The organism is Massilia pinisoli (assembly GCF_024753285.1).
Taxonomy (GTDB): domain Bacteria; phylum Pseudomonadota; class Gammaproteobacteria; order Burkholderiales; family Burkholderiaceae_D; genus Telluria; species Telluria pinisoli.
The window spans coordinates 136,149-160,212 of sequence record NZ_JANUGW010000010.1 but is presented as its reverse complement, the minus strand read 5'-3'; the positions used below and the strand labels follow the sequence as shown (position 1 = coordinate 160,212).

Here is a 24,064-nt window from a genome sequence, read left to right as displayed (position 1 = left end):
ATCAGTTGCGGGGCAAGGTGACCTTGAACACAGTGCCGCTGCCCACGACGCTCCGTACGTCGATGGTGCCCTGGTGGCTTTGCACGATGCCGTACACGATCGACAGGCCGAGGCCCGTGCCCTTGCCGACGGGCTTCGTGGTGAAGAACGGTTCGAAGATGTGGTCGAGGTGTTCGGGCGCGATGCCGCTGCCGTTGTCCTCGATCTCGACCCAGACCGCGTGCTCGTCGTAGCCCGTGCGCGCGACGATCTTGCCCCGGCCCTCGATCGCATGGGCCGCGTTGATGAGCAGGTTCAGGAAGACCTGGTTGATCTGCGACGGCAGGCACAGCAGATCGGGCACGCCGGCGTATTCCTTGACGACGTCAGCCTTGTACTTGATTTCATTCCACGCCACGTTCAGCGTACTGTCCAGCCCCTGCTCGAGATTGGCCAACTCCTTCGTCGTGCCGCCCGCCCGCGAGAAATCGCGCAGGTTCTGCACGATGTGCTTCACGCGCTGCAGGCCTTCGTGCGATTCGCTGAACAGCGCGTCGAGGTCCTGGCGGATATCGTCCAGCCCGATGTCCTGCTTCATGAACGCGACCGGGGCGCGCGCGTCGCCCGGCAGCAGCGTCTCGACGCCTTCGAACGCGCTCACCAGGCGCAGGATGTCCCGGGCGTCCCGTTCCAGCGCGCCGAAGTTGGCGCTGATGAACGCCAGCGGATTGTTGATCTCGTGCGCGACGCCGGCCGCCAAGAGGCCGATCGACGCCATCTTCTCCGATTGCAGCAGCTGGCCCTGCATGTCGCTCAGCTTGCGGATCAGGACCTGCTGGTGCGCCTTCTCCGCCTCCAGCTTCGCGTTGGCGACTTCCAGCGCCTGGGTACGCTCCAGCAGGCGCGCCTCCATCTGCTTGCGCTGGGTGACGTCGTAGCCGATGCCGACGATGCCGTTCACGGCGCCGTCCACGTCGCGCAGCAGGACCTTCGTCGTCACGGTCCAGCCCAGCTCGCCCGTGTCCTGGTCTTCCACCAGTTCCTCATAGTCGAGCAGCGACTCGCCGGAATCCATCACCTGCTTTTCGTCGGCAAAATACTTGGCCGCCAGCTCGGGCGGGAAGAATGCGTAGTCGGTCTTGCCGATCAATTGCGCAGGCGTGTCGACCCCGGCCAGGCGGGCCATCCGGTTGTTACCGAACAGGAATCGGCTGCCGCGGTCCTTGGCGTAGACGCGGAAGGGGATGTGATCGACGAGCGTGCGCAGCACGTTCTGTTCGAACGCCCATTCCGCGGCCGACGTGTCGTGCTTGTCGCGTGCCTGCCGCAGGTCGGCGCGCAGCTGGGCGTTCGCCAGCGCGGTCGATGCCGACGTGGCGAGGACGTCGAGCAGCGCGGAAGGCACGCCGTCCGGCACCTGCTCCAGCACCACGACGGCGGCCTTGCCGACGGCGAAACAAGCCACGCCGCCGGCGCAGACGGCCTCGCCCGTGCGCCGCACGTGCGCGACGATCTCCCCGAGCGCCGTCGAAGCAACACTGGTGTCGGCGGCGACCCAATCACCGCGACCGGCACTGCACAGCGAGACCGCGACGGCCACGGTGTCATGTTGCACGGCGTCGACGCTGGCGCCGGCGGCAAGGCGGCGTAATCCCTGGGCAAGCGCATCGAGCGCCGGCCCGTCGGATTTACCTTCGGAGAACTTTAATTTCGTCATGGCAAATCGATTCTTGCAGGTTTCGGTCCGTACTTACAACAGAATTCGGAACGATGCGCAAATTTGCCACACCAAGCTGCCAACCGTCGGGCCCAGCGCCCGTTGCGGCTCCGCAACATGCGGTATGCGGGGAAACACGTATTTACCAGAGGCACTATTGTCGATGTACATTGAGCGGTAACAAGAAGTTGGACTCGGCTGGTAAATTTCATTTCCGCTATTAAAAATTATTGTAATTGCCCTCGCGATCGCCCAAGTGTCATCATAAAGCGTCCGAATGTCCGTTATATATAAAAAACCATAACGCGTAGAGTTTGATAAGGAACACGGCTGGGGTTTCCGTGCTGCCTGGACGCCAGGATTGCACACGGGTATCAGCCGTTCCGCAACCAGTCGATAACCACCCCGTTTGAACCGCTCTGACGCAAACGTTCCCGCATGGCGCGGCGGACATTGCAACGTGTTCCGGCACGGCGCAGGCGCAATGAGCAACGAGTTAATACAACAGAAAGGAACACTACCATGAGGAGACAAGCGATGAAATTCCAAGTTTCGGCGATTGCGCTTGGCTGCATCGCGCTGCTGAGCGGTTGCGGTGGCGGCGGCGGCGGCGGTTCGAGCGACGGCGGAGTCACACAGACGATTGCGTTCGACTTCCCGGGCGGACAGCCGGTGGCCGTGCCGCCCGCCGTTGCGACCAAGAAGATGTCGGCGGTAGCGTCGTCCAACCTTCCCATCACTTACTCGTCGGACACGCCGGATATCTGCTCCGTCAGCGGCGATGTCGTGTCGTTCCTGAAAGCGGGCGAGTGCTCGGTCAGAGCCAACCAGGCGGGCGGCAATGGCTATGCCCCGGCTTCGCAACGACAACTGTTCGTCATTCCGAAACAGCCGCAAATGATCATCTTCCGCAATCCGGGCGCGCAGCCGCTGGATTCGACGCCGGTTACGCTGGCCGCAAGCTCGAACATCCCGAATCATCCGATGACGTTCAGCACGACGACGCCGACCGTGTGCACGGTGAGCGGCACCACGATGACCAAGGTTGCCGACGGCATTTGCGCCGTTACTGCCACGCAGGCAGGCGACGACATTTACGCGACAACCACGGTCGTCAAGAACATTCCGATCGGCAATGCAACGTCGCCCGCACTGACGTTCCTGAGCGGCTACAAAGACGCGTCGACTACCACCGAAGGCGGCGCCGTCATCGCCAACAGCGCAGGTTCCGCCGACGCCGGCTGGTGGTGCGAAGGCTCGGATGGTGGGACGGGCTCAACGGGCCATTGTGCGGCGACGGCTGCCGCCGACGGCAGCAGCCTGACGTTCGGTTTCATCCTGACTCGGAAACAACCGAACACCGGCGGCTCGTTCGGTGGTTATTGGAACCTGGACATATTGGCTGGCGGACTGAGCGCGTTGGCCGTGGGTGCCGACACGCCGGCAGGCGTCCGTATCGACGCCCAGGCAGCGATGAAGTTCAATCTGGCGCAAAACCCGGGGTGGTTCGCCACGAGCGACCACAAGATGTTCGCCCAACTGATCCTCGGCCACCACGTGACGCTGCCGGACGGCGTTGATGATAAGGGCAATCCTAAATTCAAGGACTGCAACGTGACGTTGCAGGCACCGTTCACGCCGACCGCCGCGGCGTCCACGGCTTACAGCCTCAATCTGAAGAACGACTTCACGATCAGCGAATCGTGCGGTTTGACGGGACTTGACATGTGGAACGAGTTGCAGGACTACCCGATCTCCAAGATCCATTTCGGCGCATCCACCGTGAACTCCACCGTGCCGGATGCGGGGACGACCGCGACCTACACGACCCAAGGCACGCTCACCGGCCCCATCACCTTCCAATGACGACGTAATGCCACCGCCCGGCGCGGTGGCAACCAAGGCATACACAAGAGGACATCGATAATGACAAGAGTAGAGACGAAGATCGTGAGGAAAACGATCAAAATGAACGCGCTGGCGTTGGCGGCGGCGCAGTTCGCGCTGTTGTGCGGCAATGCACATGCGCAGACGGATACGACGACGTCGGACCAGGTCGCGAAGGACGGCACGACCACCGTCGTGGTGACCGGCCAGCGCCGGCAATTGGAGACGGCGGCTGCCATCAAGCGAAATTCCGACCTGATCGTTGACTCGGTCGTGGCGGACGAAGCCGGCAAGCTGCCGGACAAGTCGATCACCGAAGTGCTGCAACGTGTCGTGGGCGTTACGATGGACCGTAACCGCTCGCGCCAGGGCGCAAGCCTGGCCGCGACCGGCCTGGAATTCAACGTCGAAGGCTCGGGCATCCAGGTGCGCGGCCTGTCCTGGGGTTCCTCCACGCTGAACGGACGTGAAAGCTTCTCGGCCGGCTGGCCTGGCCGTGAACTGAGCTGGGGCGACGTGCCGCCGGAGCTGATGGCGGGCGTCGACGTGTACAAGAACCCGTCGGCCGAGCTGGTCGAAGGCGGTATCAGCGGCCAGGTCGACCTGCGCACGCGCCTGCCGTTCGATTCCAAGGGCCAGTATGGCGCACTGACCGCCACGGGCAATTATGCCGAACTGGGCAAGACCAAATCGCCGGGCTTCTCCGGCTTGTATTCCAATCGCTGGAAAACGTCCATGGGCGAATTCGGCGCGTTGATCGATTTGTCTGTCAACAGAAACAAGAACCGCTTCGACCAGATCGGCCAAACCGTCTATTACCCACGGAGCGATCTCATCGCTGGCAAGACGGCGTGGATCCCAGCGGGCGTCAACTACGGCACGACCACGGGTGACGACAAGCGTACGGGCATCTACGGTGCGTTGCAGTGGAAAAACAGCACCATGGAATCGTCGCTGACGTACTTCGATTCCTCGTTCCATCAAATCAACTCGCAAGCCCAGATCGGCATCACCGCCGGCTCCAATTACGGCGATTCCGAAAGCCCCTACACGCTCCAGCTTAACAACGCCAAGTTCGACAGCAACGGCGTTTTCCAATCGGGCACGATGAGCCACCCGATCGGCGGCCAGGGCGCGAACGAGTTCGTGGACGGCGGCATCGGCACGAACATCACGCGGAACTACAGCGAAATCCATGGCCGCACGCGCGAGCTGGCCTGGAACTTCAAGTGGCGCGTCAGCGAGAGCTGGACGTTCCAGAACGATCTGCAATGGGTTCATTCCACCAACTCCGGCGATTACGGCATGATCAACCTCGGCACCTTCGTGCCGAGCATGACTGTGGACGAGACCGGCTCGCGGCCGTCGTTCACGTTCGACGACAAGGCCCGTGCTTTCCTGGCCGATCCGCGCAACTACTTCTGGAATATTTCTCAGCCTGATATCAACAAGGCCAAGGCAGATCTGTACGCATGGAAACTGGACGGCAAATACACGTTCGATCATCCGGTGCTGCGCGATTTCCGTTTTGGCGTACGCATCACGGAACGTTCTACGCGTAAAGACAAGAATGCCGGCACGGGTTGGAAATCCTACTCCGAAGGGTGGGGCGTGCAGCCCACCAAAGTGGCGGGGCAGTTGCCGCAGGTCTCCGATCTGGGCTGGCAGCGCAGTAACTACGGCTATATGAGCGATCCGCGGTACGCGGCCCTGGGCACCGTCGAACCCTACGCGTTCCCCGACTTCTTCAACGGCAGGATGGTGGCGCCGCCGACGTTCATCGCGCCCACTGACGCGCTGGTCCACGACAAGCCGAACGCATACCGGAATCTGTTGACCGCGCTGAAATATAACTGCATCGATGCCAATGCGATCAAGGGCACGAGCAACGATTGCTCGACGATCGGCAATGACTGGACGCCGGATCACTACGACAACGACCCGCAGCACGTCAGCCGGCACAGCGAAGGAACCCAGGCCCTGCACGGCACCTTACGCTTCGGCTTCGACGACTGGAAGTATCCGGTGGACGGCAACGTGGGCGTACGCGTGGTCCGGACCAGCACGACGGCCCATGGCTACACGGTATTCAAGCCAAGTTATAGCGTGACCACCAATCCGGCCATTCCGCGCTTTGGCGAGGTCAACGACCCGCTCGATCTGAAGGCCAGCCATATCGACGTGATCCCCAGCCTGAACCTCAAGATGAGCCTGACGGACAAGCTGCAGGCGCGCTTTGCGGTGTCCCGCGGCATTTCCCGTCCTGGCTTCGATCAGATGCAGGAGTACATCAACCTGCATCAGAACGTGGTGAACGACCCCAACGATCCGAAGCAGATCAAGACGATCACCTACACCGGCGAAAACGACGGCAACGTGAAGCTGAAGCCGCTCAAGTCGAACAACTTCGACGTGTCGCTGGAATGGTATCCGAACCCTGGTCAATCGCTGACCGGCGCGGTGTTCTACAAGAAGGTCAAGGACATCATCATGAAAGAAACTTATACGCGGACGTATAAGGATCTTGCCGGCAATCCGATGGAGTTCGACATCACCGGACCGGCCAACGTGGCCGAGGCCAACGTCAAAGGCGTCGAACTCGCCGGGATGACGTACCTCGATCACCTGCCTGGCCTGACCGACCTGCCTGCCTGGGTGAAGGGATTCGGCGTGTCGTCGAACTTCACCTACATCGACGGCAAGCAGAAACTGTATCACCCGTTCAAAGGCGATTACTGCCCGTCCGGCAAACTGACGGGTACCTTGCTGCTGTTCGGTTGCGACACCAACGGCATGCCGTACAAGGATCTGCCGGTGCCGTACATGTCGAAGCGCGCATTCAACCTGGCGTTCATGTACGACCAGGGTCCGGTGTCGATGCGCCTGGCTTACAGCTGGCGTGACCGCACGCTGCTGGCGACGGGTATCTATGCCGGCAACAGCACCAACGGCACCAGCTCCGATCCGGCACGCTTGTACGCCCCGGATCCGGCAAAGCCGGACGTCAAGGTCGAGCCGGCTGACGTGGGCTTTGCGCCGCCGATCTGGCAGGAAGCCGTGGGCCAGTGGGATGCGGGTGTCACTTTCCGCTTCAGCGACCACTTCTCGGGCAGCCTCAACGCCTCGAACCTGACGCGTACCGTGACGCGTCAGACGACCCAGCAGGCGCCCGGCAACATGGGCAGCTCCTGGTTCGATCCGGGCCGCAGCTATCGCATGCAGATGACCTACACGTTCTAATGCCACACGCGGCCCCGGACTCCGGGGCCGTTTTTTTTAAAGGATGCAATGAAATCGATGCTCATCATGGCCGCCGCATTGGCGGCCAGTTTCGCCGTCCCCTCGAGCAATGTCTGGGCGCATGACGGGAGTGGCTATTGCTTTTATCAGGACCAGAAATTTTCGGAGGGTGCCGTCTTGAACGGACGCGTGTGTACGCGCAGCAAGGCGACTGGTAAAGCCGGAGAATGGACCTGGGCACCGCAAGAGATCGCCGAACTCTCCGATATGCAACGAGAGCTGGAGCGCACGCGCCTGCAAACCCAGCTTGTCCAGGCCCGCAGCATGCTGGTCGAGATGGAAGCCCACTACAACGAAGCGACAGCTAAATTGTCGGGCAAGCACTGAACGCTTTTTCTCTGCAATGCCGCTACGGATGGCCGGGCGGCTCTCAGCGCCGCGCGACGATGCGGTAGCGCACCTCCAACTCATCCCCCACCGCCAGCAGCCCTGCGCCGACCGAGAACGGCGTGATGCCGAAATCCGTCTGCTTCAAACGTGCCGTACCGTCCGCAACGATCGTTGCCGCGTCGACCTGCACCGCGGCCGGCAGATCCAGGCGGCGCGTGACGCCGTGCAGCGTGACGGCGACGTGCAGCCCGCCGTCGCCCGGCCGTTCCACGTGCAGGTTCACCACCGGATAACGCTGCGCGTCGAGCACAGGGCCGAGCATGTTGCTGCGCGTGCCCGCCACTGCCTCCGGCGACGGTTGCGTCGCGATGCCCGCGTCACGCAACAGGTGCGGCTCGTCGACGGTCAGCTCGTCGAGACGGAACGCCAGGTCGGCGCGCCCCAGGCCGGGCGCGGCATAGCCCGCCAGCGTGTGGCTCGCCACCACGTGCTCATGCCCGAGCCGCGCCACCAGCCCCGCGCGGCGCACCGTGACGGTGATGAGCGAGGCGCCCGGGTCGACCGCGTAGACGGCCGCGCCCGACGCCGCGACCGCGCGATAGGAAGCGAGGCGGGAAGCGAATTCGGTTGCGGGACCGGGCGCCGGCGGCACGGGCGGCTGTCCGCAGGAGGCCAGCAACAACAACAGGGGGACGATGCGCTTCATCGCCCGAGGTTGTCCCACAATTTGTCCAGCACGGGCTTGCGATGGTCGATGGCGCGGAACAGGCGTATCTCGAGGCGCATCGTCCACAAGTCGCCGCCCGCGCGTACGAGCCTGCCTTCCGCCAGTTCGGCCGCGATGCAGCTGTCGGGGAGCCATGCGAGTCCCTGGCCGGCAAGCGCCATCGTTTTCAATAACTCCGCCAGATCGCTTTCCTGGCAAGTCTGCAGGCAGGCCGGCTGGTCGACACGGGACTGGATATTGCGCACCGCCCGGCCGAAGTACGACGTTGCGGTAAAGGCAAGGTAGGGCAGAGGTGCCGTTTTACTGCCCGGCAGGGCAAATGCGGCGGAGCCCGCCCGGTTTGCGATCGACACGGGCATGAGGGTCTCGACGCCCACGACCCGATACTCGAAGCGTTTCGGATCGAGCTCGACCGGCAGCTCCGCATGGTGATAACACAACAGCAGGTCGCAGTTGCCCTCGACCAGGGCAAGCACGGCATCGTGAACGTTCGCGGGCAGGATGCGAGCGCGCAACGGTCCGTACCAGGCCTGTATGGAATTCAACCAGTTCGGGAAAAAATTCAGGGAAAGCGCATGGCCTGCCGAGACGCGCAACACGTCGTCACCGGTCTCCTTCACGCGCAACATCGCGCGCGTGTCGTTCAGCAGTCGCATGGCTTCCGTTGCCGAAGCGCTGAAGAGTTTGCCGGCGGGTGTCAGGGCGAGTGGATACGTGCTGCGGTCGACCAGGTCGGCGCCGACCCAGGCCTCCAGCGCTTGAATGCGCCGGCTCAAGGCTGACTGCGTGACGTGACGGTCCTGCGCCGATCTGGAAAAATTGCGCGTTTGTACGAGGCTCAGAAAGTCTTCCAGCCATTTGATATCCATGGATCCCCCGGGGTTCATGGAATTATAGGCTCGTGTAGGTACGCAAGTATGCGTGGCAGGCATAGGGCCATCGCCGAATTGCATAATCGTCGCCGGGCAGTTCGGTATCGTCGTGGCATGACACCTGATTTTCATTCACGCCACCTGGCCGTCGTCGGTGGGCTCGGCCGCCTTGCCGGTGCTGATCTCTACAGCAAACTGGTCAAGGCCCTGTCAATGCGCGGCGAGACCGATCGCTATCGCCTGACGCTGGAACAACACGGCTACCAGCGGCCTGACGGCCACCACACCGAGCCCGCCGACCTGGGCGGGCGCGAACTCTATCTCTACGACACGCTGGGCGCGCTGGCCCGCGCCGATGGCGTGCTGCTGCCCTGCTTCATGAGCCATACCTGCATCGACGCACTTCAAGCCGAGGTGGAAGTGCCGATCGTGAACGTGATGGACGCGCTGGCACGCCATATCGACGAGATCGGACGTCCCCGTCATCTCGGCATCCTGTGCACCCGCTATGTCCGCGAACATCGCCTGTTCGAGCGCTATTTCCCTGGCCAGACCCTGGCGTACGTGTCGCACGACACGCACGAACAGGTCGTTGCGTCCGCGGTCTACGGCGAACGAGGCCTGATGGCAGGACATACGCATGGCGCCATCGACAAACTGCAGCGCGCCTGCGAAGAACTGTTGCGGCAAGGCGCCGAGGTCATCGTCCCGGGGACGAGCGAAGTCGCGGCGGTCGCCCACCTGTTGGCACAGCGCGGGCTGCCCATCGTGGACACCCACCAGGTGTATGTCGACTTTGCGTTGACCCATCCGGCACCGCACCATGCCCGCACGTTCAAGCTCGGCATCGTCGGCGGCATCGGCCCGGCGGCAACGGTCGATTTCATGCAGAAGATCGTTCGACATACCGCGGCGGAACGTGACCAGGACCATATCCGGCTCATCGTCGACCACAATCCGCAGATACCGGACCGCACGGCCAACCTGGTCGCCAACGGCACGGACCCGACGCTTGCGCTGTATTCGGCGTGCAAGCGGCTGGAAGCCAACGGCGCCAGCGCCGTGGCGATGCCGTGCAATACGGCGCATGCCTACGTCGAACGGATCCAGCCCAATCTGGCGACACCCATCGTCAACATGCTGACGGAGACCGTGCGGCACATCGCCACGTATTGCCAGGGACATGACACCGTCGGCTTGCTGGCGACGTCCGGGACCATCGCCAGCCGGGTCTACCACGACGCGGCGCGCGGCAGTCCGTTCAACGTCATCGTGCCGGACGACGCGCACCAGGCAGAGGTCATGGATGCGATTTACGGCAGCCAGGGCGTCAAGGCAGGCTACACGGAAGGCCGCTGCAAACAGTCGCTCTTGATGGCGCTGGAGCATCTCGTGCGGCGCGGCGCCAGCGTCGTGATCCTCGGGTGCACCGAACTTCCGTTGGTGCTGCCGGAACACGCGGCGTTCGACGTTGCAGGGAGAACGGTTGTCCTTCTCGATCCCACCGCGATCCTGGCGCGACGTTGTGTCGCGCTTGCCGGCTTCACAAACGCGCGCGCAACGGACCGGCCAGCAAACCTGGCGCGCGTGAATTGACTATCTCAATCATGACACGACGGCGATCAATTCCAGCTTGAGTTCCTTGATCCCGGACGGGACATAAATCGAAACGGATTGCGCCTGCAGCATGCGTTCGTACATCTGCCCCTTCCCTTCCAGCATGAAGTACCAGGTGTCGGGCCGCACCGGCACCGCGGCCGGCAATTGCGGCGTGTATTGCAGGCGCACGCCAGGCAGGGCGGCCAGCACGCATTTCTCGACGTCGTCCGGGGCGCCGATTTTAAAACGCAGCGGTACCGCATCGACCAGTTCGAGTGCGGGAAGGTCGGCCGAGACCGCGATATATAAGGTGGTCTTGTCGTCGATCTTGCCGGAGTCGAGCATGCCGTGATAATAGGACGGCCGCGTTTCACTGAGCGCGATGGCGAAGTATTTGGAAGAGATCACGGTATCCAGCAGGTCGCGAATGATGCCGTGCAATTTGACAAAACCGGGACCAGGATCGGCATGCTGATAGAGCGGCAAATCAGCCAGGGTCCAGCTTTTGGAAAACGTCATCAGGCTGCCGGCCACCCCGAGCAATTGCTCGTACAAGCGCTCGGGATGCGCGCCCGGATGCTGTGCGTAATGGTTGAGCGTGGCGCAGGCGCTGCTGGCCGTGTGCAACAGCCAGAACGACGACATGTCGCCGGTACGGAATTCGATCACGTTGCGGCTCGGCTCGCGCTGGTGCCCGATCAAGGCGCCGACCTTGGCCTGCAAGGCATCCAGCAAGCGGCGGAGTTGCAGGGCAAGGGCCGACGTCGTCCCCACGGACAGGCTGGGCGGCACGAAGCTGCCGTCCAATTCGAAACCCGCGGCCCCGGTGCGGCGCAGGCGCAGCAAGGGAAAGGTCAAGTAGGCATCGCGCGGTTCGAATTCGGAGATCAGGCGTACCGCCGTGGTCAGGCAAGCCATCTGCACATTCGCGGCCTTGGTGTAGAGGTCTGGCGTATCGTGGTTGGCTTGTACGAAGCGCGTCGCAGTGCCTGCCTGGCCGACATTGCCGCCGAAGGGTTTCAGCGCGGGTAGCGCGGCGTAATACGTCACCTGCTGTTGTCCCTGCGGCAGTTGGCTCAGGTCGATGCTGGCCGGCAGCTCATCGCTGGCGGGCGCGTCGACCCATTCTCCATCCTGGAAACGCAGCGACAATGCGAGGATGCGCAGCACATTGCTGGCCAGCGCATCGCGGTCGACGTCCAGCTTTTCCACACCCCAGGCATAGGGTTGCAGCGTGTGGATCGTCTTGTGCAAGCGGTGTTCGTGATACTGGTCCTGGCGCTGGAAATGTTGCGGACGCAATAGCAGGCCTTCGCCCCACAATATCTTTCCGCTCATGCCGCTCTCCTCTCCGAATCATGTCTTAAGGTCTTCAGCGCCAGCAGCAAACATTAGTCCTTCCGACATGCGTTTATACCCCAACAACGTGCAGGATTGCGGTCGCTCAACAGGTGCGCTTGCCTGCTAATACTTCGCTGTTTTTTCGGCGCGGTCTATGCAAATATTTCGCTTTGGAATGTTTGCCACCGGCGCGGGGAGGGGACGATGCGGGGTTTCACGCCTGGACTGTTTGATCGCCTGCTCGGTGTGCCGGTACGCGGCGCAACGGGCGATGCCGCGCTCTCGCGCCTCTCGCTCGAAGAGCTCAAGGATATGGTCGCGCGCGACCTCGAGGCGTTGCTGAATACTCGTTCGGCGCTGCCCGACGATCTGTTGAAAGCCTATCCGGAATGCAGCCGCTCGGTGGTCAGTTACGGTCTCAACGATTTCGCTGCCCGCTCGCTGTCCAGCCCCGCCGACCGCGCCTACATTTGCGCCTGCCTGGAAAAAGCAATCGAGCTCCATGAACCACGTTTGCGCAATGCCAAAGCCTCGCTCGACGCAGACGACGAGATCGTCAACCGTCTGAACTTTTCAATCACCGCAACGCTCGTCGCCAGCACCTCACACGAAGCCGTGAACTTCGATGCGGTATTGCAGCCATCGTCCCTGCACTACAGCATCAGCAAGACGGGCCGGGCCGTTTCGACGTCGACGCGTGTGGGAACCTGAGCTTGGAACAATTACTTCCTTACTACGAGCAGGAACTGGGCTATCTTCGGCGTCACCTGCGCGATTTCGCCGAGCGTTATCCGAAAATCGCCGGCCGACTCTTGATCAGTGGCGAAGTATGCGAGGATCCGCACATCGAACGCATGATCGAGTCGTTCGCCCTGCTCAATGCACGCATCGCCAAGCGCCTCGACGACGATTACCCGGAATTCACGGAAGCGCTGTTCGAAGTCCTGTATCCACACTACGTCCGCCCCTTTCCCTCGTGCTCGATCGCGCGCATGGACATCGGCGGCACCGAGCAGCAGCCCACGTCCTGCGTCATCGCACGCGGCACCAAGCTCAACACACGGGCGATCCGTGGCGCGCCCTGCAGCTTTCGAACCGTCTACCCGGTCACGATCGCGCAGGTGGCGATTTCGCACGCCCGCTTCGAGGCCATCGTCCAGGCGCCGGATGCCGTGCGCCTGCCTGCCGGCGCCGGTGCCGGGGTCGACATCACGATCAACTCGACCGCGGGACAGCTCGCACTACACAGTTTTTCGCTACCGAAGCTGCGCGTCTTCATCGATGGCGAGCCTTCATTCTGTGCGGCGTTGCGCGATACGCTGTTCATGCGATGCATCGATGCCTACGTCGAGGGCGAGCGCGATGGACGCTGGGTAAAGCTCGACACCATCCCGCTCAGCCCGGCCGGCTTCGACGACAACGAGGCGCTGATCGATTTTCCGGCGCGCTCGCACACCGCCTATCGTTTGTTGACCGAATACTTTTGCTTTCCCGAGAAGTTCAATTTTTTCGACATCGATCTTGGCACGCTGACCGCTGTCCTGCCGCCTGACACGCGTACGCTCACCCTGCATCTCGTATTGTCCGGCATCCGCTCGGACTCGAACCTGGCACGCATGCTGGGCACGCTCAGCACCAACAATGTCGTGCTCGGCTGTACGCCGGTCGTGAATCTGTTCCGCCAGCGTGGCGAGCCGATTCGTCTGACGCACGCCAACGCCAGCTACCCCGTGCTGGCCGATGCGCGCCGCGCCTTCGCCTACAAGGTCTATGCGATCGAATCCGTCAACCTCGTACGCCAGACGCCGCAAGGCGAATCGATCGTCGAATTCCGCCCCTTTTATTCGCTCAAGCACGCGCAGGAGCCGGAACACAACGGTCATTACTGGGCATTGCGGCACGACGACACACTCGCCGACAAAAGCCCCGGCTTCGAGACACAGATCACCATCGTCGACATCGACTTCGATCCAGCCGAGGTCGAGACCAGCACGCTGAACGTCGAACTGACTTGCACCAATCGGGACTTGCCGTCCCTGCTTCCATATGGCCAGCGCGGCGGCGATTTGTTCCTCGAAGGCGGTTCAAACTTGTGTTCGATCAGCTTTTTGCGCAAGCCGACGACGGCTTACCACTTCGAGCGCGGCTATAACGTCCGATGGCGCCTGATCTCTCTGCTGGCGCTGAATCACTTGTCGCTGAGCGCCGGCGGCGCCGACGCCTTGCGCGAAACGCTGGCGCTGTACGACTTGCCGCGTTCGCCGTCCTCGCAACGCCAGATCGGCGGTATCGCCGGGCTCAGCCAGCGAGCAATCACCGCCTGGTTGCCCGGCAATCCGTTTCCGTGCCTGGTGCGGGGTGTCGAAGTTCGGCTGGCGGTCGACGAGGACGCCTTCGTCGGCAGCGGTATCCATGCATTCGGCCAACTCATCGAACGCTTTCTTGCGCTGTACGTGCACGCCAACAGTTTTACCCAGTTGGTGATCGTCTCCAACAAAAGCGGGGAAGCCTTATTCACATGCCTACCGAGAAGCGGCGAATTGAACCTCCTGTAATCAAGCGCCTGTTCGAGGAGCCTTATCGCTTCGATTACTTCCAGGCGGTGCGCATTCTCGAACGCTGGCTGCGGCGCCGCGGCGTCGAGCAGGCGGACGTGGTCAATTGTTTCCTGCGCTTCGAGAATTCGACCTCGCTGGGTTTCCCCGCGAGCCAACTGGAGGCGATCGCCACCGAACCGCGCGAGTTGGCGCACGACGCGCCTGCGTTGGCCACGGCAGTGCAACATTCGACGCTGCAATACATCCGCGTCAGGCCCGCTTTCATGGGCCTGCTGAGCGGTAACGGCGTGCTGCCGGCACATTACACCGAGCGCATTGCGGAACATGAGTTGCATCACAAAGACAATGGACCGCGTGCCTTCCTCGACGCGTTGTCGAACCGCTCGCTCGCCCTGTTTTATGGCGCCTGGAAAAAATACCGGCTCGCATTGCGCTGTGAGAACCGGGACGAGGATGACTTTCTGCCGTTGCTGCTTGACTTGGCGGGTTTCGGCAACCGAGGCCCGCGCACACGCAAGCACGCGCACGAGATCGGTGGCGTACCGGCAGCGACGATCGGCTATTTCGCCGCCTCGATCCGGCACCGGCCGGTGTCCGCGGTGCAGATCGCGCGCGTCCTGTCCGAATATTTCGGCCGGCCTGTACACGCCGAACAATTTATTGGTGCTTGGTATGCGATCCCAGCCCCCCAGCAGAGCAAGCTCGGCCATCCCAACGCGACCCTCGGCACGACGGCGATCAGCGGCGCGCGCGTCTGGCAACGCGACTTGCGCCTGCGCTTGATCGTCGGTCCGCTCGATACCGTCGGCTTCGCTTCCTTCTTACCGGATGGCACGGCGGCACGTGCGCTGCGCACCATGCTTGCGCTGTTCACCGGTCTCGCGCTTGAGTACGAGATCGAGCTGGTGCTGCGGGCCGCTGACGTGTGCAGCGTTACGCTCGGTGACGATCACGCGGGCCGTCTCGGGTGGAATGCTTATCTGGTCGATGGGCCACAGGACCGGGACCGCAGCGATGTGTGTTACGACATCGAATTAGCGTGAAGGGTTTGCCGATGGGTGTATTTCTGCGCGGCGCAACGTCGCAAGGACTTGTGTTTAGTCACTGGCTGGTCGGAATTTAATAACTACAGTCAAGAGCTTCGAGCATCTTGAATTCAACAAAGCCCAACGAGCAAAACGATGACTGACCTGCAAGCACTGCTGGAAGCCCACCAAAGCACCCGCCTGTTGCGCTTGTCATTCCCGAGGAACGACGGCCCGCAAGCCAGGCTGATGGTGAACCGGTTCGCAGGCACGGAATACCTGTCGCGCGACTTCGAATTCAAGGTGGAACTTCTGAGTGACGACGCCAGGATAGAACTCGAAACGATGCACGGCAAGCTGCTGTGCATCTCGCTGGTACTGGCTGACGGCAGCCTCCGTCCCTTCACCGGTTATGTCACGTCGTTCAAGCTGGTCAAAACGGATGGCGGCGTAGCGTTCTATGAGGCCGTCTTGAAACCATGGCTGGCGTACGCGCGCCTGCGTCGGAACAACCGCTTGTTCCATGCGCGCAGCCTGCGCGAGCAAGCGGAAACGATCTTCGCCGGCTACGGCGGCCTGCCTGTGTGGGAATGGGAAGTCGCCGGCGAACAACCGCAGCTGACGATGTCCACGCAATGGGACGAAACCGATCACAACTACCTGTGCCGGCGCTGGGAAGCGGCGGGCTACAGCTATTGGTTCGAGCACAACAGTGAAGGCCATACGCTCAGGGTCTGCGACGACACCCGCGGTGCGGCGCCGATCGACGGGCCGTCGCCCGATATCCGCTTCCACCGTGCCGGCGGCGCGGTCGAAGAGGACGCAATCGGCGAGTGGAGCCCACAGCGCCAGTGGACCTCCGGACAAGCGGCGGTGAGCGGCTTTGACTTCAAGAATCCGCGTCCGATCCATGCGGATACCGTCACCATCAACCAACAAGGCGAGATTCCGCAGCTGGAAGTGCACAGCTATGAGGGTCACTACGGATTCAAGGACCAGTCCAGCGCCTACCGTCTTTCGCAATTGCGCATGGAAGAAATCGAAGCGCGCGCTAAATTGTACGAAGCGCAGGGCAACAATCGGTGCGTCGCCGCGGGCAGGTGGTTCAGGCTGCTCGACCATTTCAGTGAAAGCGAAGACAGCGAATTCCTGATCCTGGAAGTGCATCACGAAGCCAGCAATAATTACCTGCAGGGCAAGGATGCGCTCGCCGAGTACAAGAACCGTCTGGTCTGCCAAGCCAAGGCCTTGCCGTGGCGGCCGGGACGCGGCTTCAACAGCACGGATACCAGACTGTTGGCCCTGCAAACCGCCATCGTGGTGGGCTCGGAAGGCCTGGGCAGCCTGAACGTCGACAAGTACGGGCGCATCCAGGTCAAGTTTCACTGGGACCGGGACGAAAGCGGCAGCTGCTGGGTACGGGTAAGCAGCAACTGGGCCGGCGGCGAGAAGGGCTTGGCCAGCCATCCGCGGGTCGGCTCGGAAGTGATCGTGCAATGGCTCGACGGCAATCCCGATCATCCGATCGTGACCGGCTCGGTGTACAACCAGAGCTATATGCCGCCGTGGAAGCTGCCCGAACAGCGGGCGCTGACGGGACTCAGAAGCCGCGAGCTGACCGCCAAAGGCGGCAATACGCCGGGCGGACGCAGCAATCACCTGGTGCTGGATGACACACAAGGGCAGATCCAGGCACAGCTCAAGAGCGACCATCTCGCCAGCCAGCTCAGCCTCGGCTATATCAAGCGCATCGAAGACAATGCCGGACGCAAGGACGCGCGCGGCCAGGGCTTCGAGCTGCGTACCGACGGTCAGGGCGCGGTGCGCGCGCAGCAAGGCCTGCTGCTCAGCACCGAAGGACGGCCGAACGCGCGAGCCCACATCACCGACATGGCGGAAACGTCGGCGCGCATGGCGCAGGGCCATGAATTGCACGACAGCCTATCGCAGGCCGCACAACAGGCGCGGGCGCACCAGCCGGGCGACCAGGACCAGGTCACTGCCGCGCTGCTTGCGCAGGTCGACGCCATCAAAGGCCACGGCGGCCAACCTGCGCAAGGCGAATTCCCCGAATTCCAGGCTCCTCACCTGACCCTGGCCAGCCCCGCCGGCATCGAAACGAGCACGCAGGGTTCTACCCACCTGATGAGCGTGGAACACACCGCCTTGACCAGCGGCGGCCATACCAGCCTGAGCGCGGGCAAGAGCCTGCTCGTCAGCGTAAAAGAAGCGGTGCGCATGTTCGCCTACAAGGCCGGCATGAAGCTGGTGGCGGCCAGCGCCGACATCGACATCACCGCCTTGAAGGACAGCGTCAACATCCTGGCCAAGCTCAACATCACCCATACCGCCAACCGGATCACGATCACGGCAAAGGAAGAAGTGGTGATCAACGGCGGCACCAGCTTCAGTCGCTGGAACGCATCGGGGATCGTCCATGGCACCAGCGGCACCTGCTGCCAACACGCGGCGCAACATAGCTTCGTCAACGGTAAGAGCGAAGGCACGCCAAGCCTGCCGCAGACCGTGCAGCTGCCGCCGGGGCAGCTCGACCTGTATCACCAGTACGTGAACCTTGAAGGCGCTAGGCGCCAAGGCATCCGGCAAGGCGACTACACCGTCGTCGACGCCGAAGGTGGCGTCCACCGGGGGACATTCGACGGCAACGGCTTTGCCAGCGTGGCTGGCCTGCCGATGGGAATGGCCACTGTGACCTACGGCAAGGACCCGCGCGACCCGTGGGATGAAGACAGCTACTTCGGTCAGGAAACCGCATGGCCAACCGTGGCGCAGTCCGATGCGGGCGCCGATGCTGGCGCAACGGGTGACCGGCTTGCTCCGGTGCCCAGGGCGCAGAACGCCGCACTGCTCGGTGGCGCCAACGCTGCGGCGGGCAGCCTCAACGGCACAGCCAGCAAGTTCGGTGCGATTGCGCACGCCGCGCAGCAAGCGGCAAGGGCGGTGCAGTCGCTGCAAAAAGGCGGTGCGCAAGCACTGCTGGCACCGATTGGCCAGATGACTCCCAATACCTACGGCGCGTCAGGTGACGGCGAGCCTGCCGCCGCCTCGCATCTGGGTTTGTCCACATCGCTGCCGCGCATCGGTACTGAAGTCCAGACCCCGTTCTGAAAAAATCCATCGGATAAAAAAACGTCCATGACCGCACCCACGCAAGCCCCGTCCAAGCCGGCCGAACGCGTGCCGGAAGTCGCAGTCGCTCCGCTCAACACGATAGACCAGCAAGACATCGGCGCCGCCGCTGCCGCCTTCGACAAATGGCTGCGCAAGATCAGCCATGACTACGTCACGCTGGAGCGCCTGAGCACGGTGGCCGGCAGTCTGCCGGTGATCGGCAACATCATGGCGTTGATCGACGCCGTCATGGACGTGGTGGGAGTCGTCCAAAAGACCATCGCCAAGAAGGAAATCGAGTTCCTGGAATGGGTCAGCCTGGGCATCAACCTGATCGGCGTGGTGCCGGTGCCGCTAGGAATGAGCGCGGCGCGCATGAGCCTGCGGCCGGCATTGCACCTGGTCCGGCAAAAGCTGGCGCTGGGCGTCAAGGATCTCGGCACCGCGCTGATCGAAGTACTGATCGCGCACCTCAACGCCACGCTGGCCGGCGAAATCGAGACCTTTATCGACGGTGCGATAGGCAAGCTGGCGGGCATCCTGGACGATTGCGCCCACGTCGCCGACGGCATTGCCGACGATCTGATCAAGATCCTCAATCGCTGCATCGGCAAGGAACCGCTTTTCGACGTGTCATCCCCGGCGGAGGTGGAGGATAAACTGCATGACCCCAGGGTGAAAACCGCCTGGCGCCGCATGCTTGGCGCCCTTGGCCGGCAGTACAAGATGACCGCGAACTACGTTGTCGCTGCGGCAGCCAGCCAGCTGCCGCAGAGCGCGGTTGCGGGCGTGACAGGCATTGTCAAGCACCTCACCGACTTCAAGCCGGCGTTTCGCGGCAAGCTCGCCGCCCTGGCCGACGAACAGGCGCAGATGAGCATTCGGTGGATATTGATGCGGATGCGCGACGCGGTCATCAAGCACAAGAAGCGCTATCCAGCGATGGTCCCATCGGCCAAGGGCGCGGACCACAAAAAGAACAAACCCGGACACGAGCTGGGTGTCATCAGCCGGCAAAGCCCGGCCATCGGCGATGCCAATGCCTGCAAGTTGTGCCCCGCAAAAGGCGGCACTGCGCACTCCATCAGCTTCGCGACCGGTGCCGAAGCCTTCACCCACACCGACTTCGTACTGGATGCGCCGCTTCCCATCGAGTGGAGTCGCGCCTACCGCAGCCAGCTGACCGCCTATGACCACAGCATTCTCGGTGCGCGCTGGCTCACGCCGTACAGCACGCGCATCGACGTCGTCGGCCAAGGCAAGCCCGCCGGCCTGCTCTATCACGCCGCGGACGGCCGCAGCCATCGCTATCCGTGGCTGGACATCGGCCAGCGGCACTACGACCCAGTCGAACAAATCACGCTCACCCGCATGAGCATCACCCTGCTCACGCTCGACTTCGGCAAGCCACTGCCGGAAGGCGAAGCCAGTCCCTGGCGCGAAACCTACGAGCTGGCCGACACCGTGCGCGCCAAGGCAGCCGACCTAGGCAAGGCGCATTTCCGGCTGATCGCGCTGCACGCCCGCGACGGCGCCGCCCTCGGCCTGCGCTACGACCACGTCGTTGCCAATGGCCCATATGCCGGCGAGGAGGTGCTCAGCGACATCATCAGCAAGCAGGGCGAGACTACCGTCGCCCAAGTCGGCACCCAGATCGACCTTGATACCGGCTGCATCCGCGCGCTATGGGAAATCAAGGACGGCAAGCTGGTGCGTCAGCTCGCCGCCTACGACTACGACGACCACGGCGACCTGATCCGCGCTCAGGACGAAAACGCCGCCGCGTGGCACTACCAGTACGACCGCCACCTCGTCACCCGCTACACCGACCGCACCGGGCGCGGCATGAACCTCGCCTACGACACCAGCATCGACAGCGGCGCGCATGCGAAAGCGATCCGCGAATGGGCCGATGACGGCAGCTACGACACCCGGCTCGAATGGGACAAGAACATCCGCCTGACCTACGTCAAGGACGCGCTCGGCCACGAGACCCGCTACTACTACGATATCGCCGGCTACACCTACCGCATCGTGTATCCGGACGAGCTCGAGGAATGGCTCTTCCGCGACGACGCCAAGAACGTCGTCCGTCACGTCCACGCCGACGGCACCAGCGAGCATCACCGTTACGATGCGCACGGCAACCTGCTCACGCACACCCGCGCCGACGGCAGCCAGGTCCACTTCGAGTATGACGGCCAACACCGCGTCACGGGCATCCGCGACGGCGAAGGTGGCACCTGGATGCGTGACTACAATGCGCAAGGCCATCTGGTCGAGGAAACAGACCCGCGCGGCAACAAGACCGAATACGCGTACGACAAGGCCGGCCGGCCAGTCGAAGTGACCGATGCCAAGGGCGGCGTCAAGAAACTCGCGTACACCCCGGACGGCCAGCTCGCCAGCTACACCGACTGTTCCGGGCACAGCAGCCACTGGGAATACGACGACCGCAAACGACTGGTCAAGAGCATCGACGCCGCCGGCAACGTCACCCGCTACCGCTACACGCCGCTCAATGCGGAAACGGTGGCGCAAGCGCACAGCGAGGGCGGCAACCATCCGGGTCAGCTCGAAGCCGTCATCCACCCCGACGGCAGCGAAGAGCACCTGCGCCACGACGCCGAAGGCCGGCTGCTGGCGCACATCGACGCACTGCAACGTACGACCGCCTACCGCTACACCGCGGCCGGACTGATCGCGAAGCGCATCGACGCTCTTGGACATGGTCTGCACTACCGGTGGGACGCGCTCGGCCGTCTATCCGCGCTGGAAAACGAAAACGGCAGCGTCTACCGCTTTCAATATGACCCGGTTGGCCGCCTGCTGCAGGAACAAGGTTTCGACGGTAAGTCCACCGAGTACCGCTACGACGAAGCCAATGGCGTGCTAGCCGAAACCGCCGAAGCCGGCGTGACCACGAGGCTAGATTTCGACGCCATGGGCCGGCTCATGCAACGCCGTGCCGCAGTTCCCGGCCAGCCGGAGCAAATCGAAACCTTCGCCTACAACGCCAACGGTCAGCTGGCCGAAGCGCAGAACGAACACGCCAGGCTGCAATGGTTCTACGACGCCGCCGGCAACCTGGTGCGCGAGCACCAGCACTACCAGGGCCCGTTCCATCCCGATAAGCGCACCGCGGTCTGGCACCACCACTACGACGAACTCAACCAGCGCACTGGCACCATCCGCCCCGACGGCCACCGTGTCGAATGGCTGACTTACGGCGCCGGCCACGTGCACGGCCTGTTGATCGACGGGCAGGACCTCGTCTCCTTCGAGCGCGACGCGTTGTACCAGGAAACCGGCCGCACCCAGGCCAACGGCCTGATGCAAACGATGAAGTACGACCCGGCCGGCCGCCTGATCGAACAGCAGCTCGGCGCTATCACGCAAGCCAGCCAGAAGGATCGGGATTTCTACCCCGACGAGTACCGTCCCAACATCCAGGTCGGCATGCAAGCCGCGATTCTGCGGCGCTACCACTATGACCTGTCCGGCCAACTGACCAGTCTGGAGGACAGCCGGCGCGGCCGCATTGAATACCGCTACGACCCGGTCGGACGTCTGCTGGCGGCAAACAGCGTCTTGGGCCGTGAAACCTTCGCGTTCGACCCGGCCGGCAATATCCAGGCGGCTGATGATAGGACGCAGCAGGAGCCCGTTACCCGTCGTGCGCCGCTGCCAAAGCTTCTGGACAATCTCCTCAAGGAATATGCCGGCGTCAGCTACCGCTACGACGAACGCGGCAACCTCGTGGAACGCGTACAGCACGGCAAGCGGTCCGAGTATGAATGGGATGCGTTTAATCGGATGACCCGCGCGACGACCTCGCATGGCGTCAGCACCTTTGCCTACGATCCGCTGGGGCGGCGCACTGTCAAGCACAGCCGGGCGACAGAAGGCACTGCCTCCCGAGAAACGACCCGGACCATGTACGGCTGGGACGGGGACGCGCTGGCGTTGGAAAGCAGCGTGCACCGGGGCTATGTGGCTAGCGAACGAACGGTGCACTACGTGTATGAGCGCGACAGCTTCGTGCCGCTGGTGCAGGCCAGTCGAAGCGGGACACTTCGACTGGCGCCCACCACCGATGTCAAGGCGCTCATGGTGGGCAACTATGGCAAGTATGACATCACGCTGGATCCGCTATGGAACGGGGAATTCGAGCAGGAAGCCGAGCCATTTGGTAAGGATGAGATCGCCTTTTATCAATGCGACCATTTGGGGACACCGCAGGAGTTGACGGATTGGGAGGGCAAGGTTGCGTGGTCGGCGCAGTACAGAGCGTGGGGGCAGGGGAAGGAGGCTATCAGCGAAGCGGCGCGCAAGGCCGGGATGCGGAACCCGATACGATTTCAGGGGCAGTACTTTGATGAAGAGACGGGGCTGCACTATAACCGGTATCGCTACTACGACCCGGATTGCGCACGTTACATAACGACAGATCCTATTGGTCTGCTCGGTGGGATGAATGCTTATCAGTACGCGCCTAATCCCACGAGCTGGATAGACCCTTTGGGTTTGCGGAGCAAGAATAAGAAAGCTGCGTGTCCTGCGTGTAGCGGGACGCCATGCGGAGGTACGAGAAATCCATCGCGCGGTGCGGCTGGATTTCAAAGCTCCGATGCGTATCCTAATAAGGACCGTTGGTCCAATGTTATCCTACCTAAAGGAACCACTGTCTATACGCTATACCCCTACGGGACAAAGCCAGGCGGCTTCTTTGCTGACGCTTCTACTCTTGCTGCATCAAAGAAATCAGTTAATGCTTACCATGAGGCGACGCAAGTGGGACACTCCGGGAAAAATTCTAAGCAGTTTCAATATGGCCCAAGACAGCGCGTGCAGGCATTCACACTCAAAGAAGATCTTTGCGTAGGAAAAGCTTACGCGATAGCCAATGACCAATATGGATCGGGTGGCGGAACACAGTATTACGTTGCCACAAGAGATCGTATGAATATGGAAAAAGGCCCAATTATGGAGTTAACAAGCCCATGATTAATTTCACTGAAGGACAGATCAGTCTCGGCGCGAAAAAAATTCTCGCTACTTCTAATTATGAAGATTTAGATGTTCTCGCCAACGAAGGTTTAATCGAAAAACGATCCGACGCTGGCGGACCTTACTTCTATGCTGAGTCTGAGACGGACGGTATGAGGTTCAGCATTTTCATCAGCTTGCGACACAAAGGGATTGAGTGGCTACGATTGCACTGGTTAGATAGTCCTATTAAGGGGTGGGATGACGTAAGTGAGAAAGCGATGAAAGACGAATATCGTCTTTTATTGAGTTTCGTAGAAAAAGCGGTCGGAAGGCCACCTGAAAATAAAGGAAATAGGAAACGTACATGGCGCTTCAAGTGGGGACAAGTTGAAGTTACCTACGAGCCACGTGCTTATCAAGCGGACATCTTTATGAAACCTCGGTGAGGTCGCTCGACAGGAAATTTCGGCGATAGACATCAGTATGAATTGATGCATATCAAAGGCTACGAAAGTACGGGCCTCTCGAAATACTCCCGCGCTCTTCTCGCGCACTCCGAGGCTCGTGGGGACTAACATACCCTGCCGTACAAATCTGTGACAATG

General features: G+C 62.0%; 14 protein-coding genes. 10 read left to right on the top strand and 4 right to left on the bottom strand.

The window, feature by feature from the left end:
* Position 1: 1 nt before the first annotated feature.
* Entirely contained in the window at positions 2–1,696 is a 1,695-nt protein-coding gene (locus NX784_RS15580) for a PAS domain-containing sensor histidine kinase (RefSeq protein ID WP_258817596.1), read from the bottom strand.
* A 537-nt stretch (positions 1,697–2,233) separates the two neighbouring features.
* On the opposite strand from NX784_RS15580, the gene NX784_RS15575 reads away from it, so the two are divergent.
* From NX784_RS15575 to NX784_RS15565, 3 genes are read left to right on the top strand one after another with little or no spacing between them, the layout of a single operon-like run.
* Entirely contained in the window at positions 2,234–3,562 is a 1,329-nt protein-coding gene (locus tag NX784_RS15575; protein WP_258817595.1) for a hypothetical protein, read from the top strand.
* Positions 3,563–3,622: 60 nt separating this feature from the next.
* On the top strand, positions 3,623–6,823 hold the full coding sequence (locus tag NX784_RS15570) for a TonB-dependent receptor (RefSeq protein WP_258817594.1): 3,201 nt from the start codon (positions 3,623–3,625) through the stop codon (positions 6,821–6,823).
* A gap of 48 nt (positions 6,824–6,871) precedes the next feature.
* Positions 6,872–7,210, top strand: a complete 339-nt coding sequence (locus NX784_RS15565; RefSeq protein WP_258817593.1) for a hypothetical protein — start codon at positions 6,872–6,874, stop codon at positions 7,208–7,210.
* Positions 7,211–7,253: 43 nt separating this feature from the next.
* On the opposite strand, the gene NX784_RS15560 is transcribed toward NX784_RS15565, so the two are convergent.
* Both NX784_RS15560 and NX784_RS15555 read right to left on the bottom strand, forming a co-directional pair.
* Positions 7,254–7,937, bottom strand: a complete 684-nt coding sequence (locus tag NX784_RS15560) for a YceI family protein (protein WP_258817592.1) — start codon at positions 7,935–7,937, stop codon at positions 7,254–7,256.
* On the bottom strand, positions 7,916–8,809 hold the full coding sequence (locus NX784_RS15555; RefSeq protein WP_258817591.1) for a LysR family transcriptional regulator: 894 nt from the start codon (positions 8,807–8,809) through the stop codon (positions 7,916–7,918). Before NX784_RS15555 ends, NX784_RS15560 begins: the two co-directional genes overlap by 22 nt.
* 48 nt (positions 8,810–8,857) lie before the next feature.
* Here NX784_RS15555 and cuyB point away from each other — a divergent pair, with 48 nt between their 5' ends.
* On the top strand, positions 8,858–10,408 hold the full coding sequence (cuyB, locus tag NX784_RS15550) for a cysteate racemase (RefSeq protein WP_258817590.1): 1,551 nt from the start codon (positions 8,858–8,860) through the stop codon (positions 10,406–10,408).
* Between the two features lie 9 nt (positions 10,409–10,417).
* On the opposite strand, the gene tssK is transcribed toward cuyB, so the two are convergent.
* Positions 10,418–11,749 carry a type VI secretion system baseplate subunit TssK gene (gene tssK / locus NX784_RS15545; protein ID WP_258817589.1) on the bottom strand — a complete coding sequence of 444 codons (1,332 nt, stop codon included), beginning with the start codon at positions 11,747–11,749 and terminating at the stop codon, positions 10,418–10,420.
* Between the two features lie 207 nt (positions 11,750–11,956).
* On the opposite strand from tssK, the gene tssE reads away from it, so the two are divergent.
* The 6 genes from tssE to NX784_RS15515 all read left to right on the top strand — a co-directional run bounded on the left by tssE (position 11,957) and on the right by NX784_RS15515 (position 23,905).
* Positions 11,957–12,463 (top strand): type VI secretion system baseplate subunit TssE, encoded by a 507-nt coding sequence (tssE, locus tag NX784_RS15540; RefSeq protein WP_258817588.1) that lies wholly within the window; start codon positions 11,957–11,959, stop codon positions 12,461–12,463.
* A gap of 2 nt (positions 12,464–12,465) precedes the next feature.
* Entirely contained in the window at positions 12,466–14,307 is a 1,842-nt protein-coding gene (gene tssF / locus NX784_RS15535) for a type VI secretion system baseplate subunit TssF (protein ID WP_258817587.1), read from the top strand.
* Positions 14,271–15,353, top strand: coding sequence for a type VI secretion system baseplate subunit TssG (gene tssG, locus NX784_RS15530; protein ID WP_258817586.1), 1,083 nt, complete (start codon positions 14,271–14,273; stop codon positions 15,351–15,353). Before tssF ends, tssG begins: the two co-directional genes overlap by 37 nt.
* Before the next feature lie 138 nt (positions 15,354–15,491).
* On the top strand, positions 15,492–18,464 hold the full coding sequence (locus tag NX784_RS15525; protein ID WP_258817585.1) for a type VI secretion system Vgr family protein: 2,973 nt from the start codon (positions 15,492–15,494) through the stop codon (positions 18,462–18,464).
* Between the two features lie 27 nt (positions 18,465–18,491).
* A complete protein-coding gene (locus NX784_RS15520; protein WP_258817584.1) occupies positions 18,492–23,474 on the top strand; it encodes an RHS repeat-associated core domain-containing protein in 4,983 nt (1,660 codons plus the stop codon).
* Entirely contained in the window at positions 23,471–23,905 is a 435-nt protein-coding gene (locus NX784_RS15515) for a hypothetical protein (RefSeq protein ID WP_258817583.1), read from the top strand. The genes NX784_RS15520 and NX784_RS15515 overlap by 4 nt, the downstream gene beginning before the upstream one ends.
* The last annotated feature ends 159 nt before the right edge of the window (positions 23,906–24,064 follow it).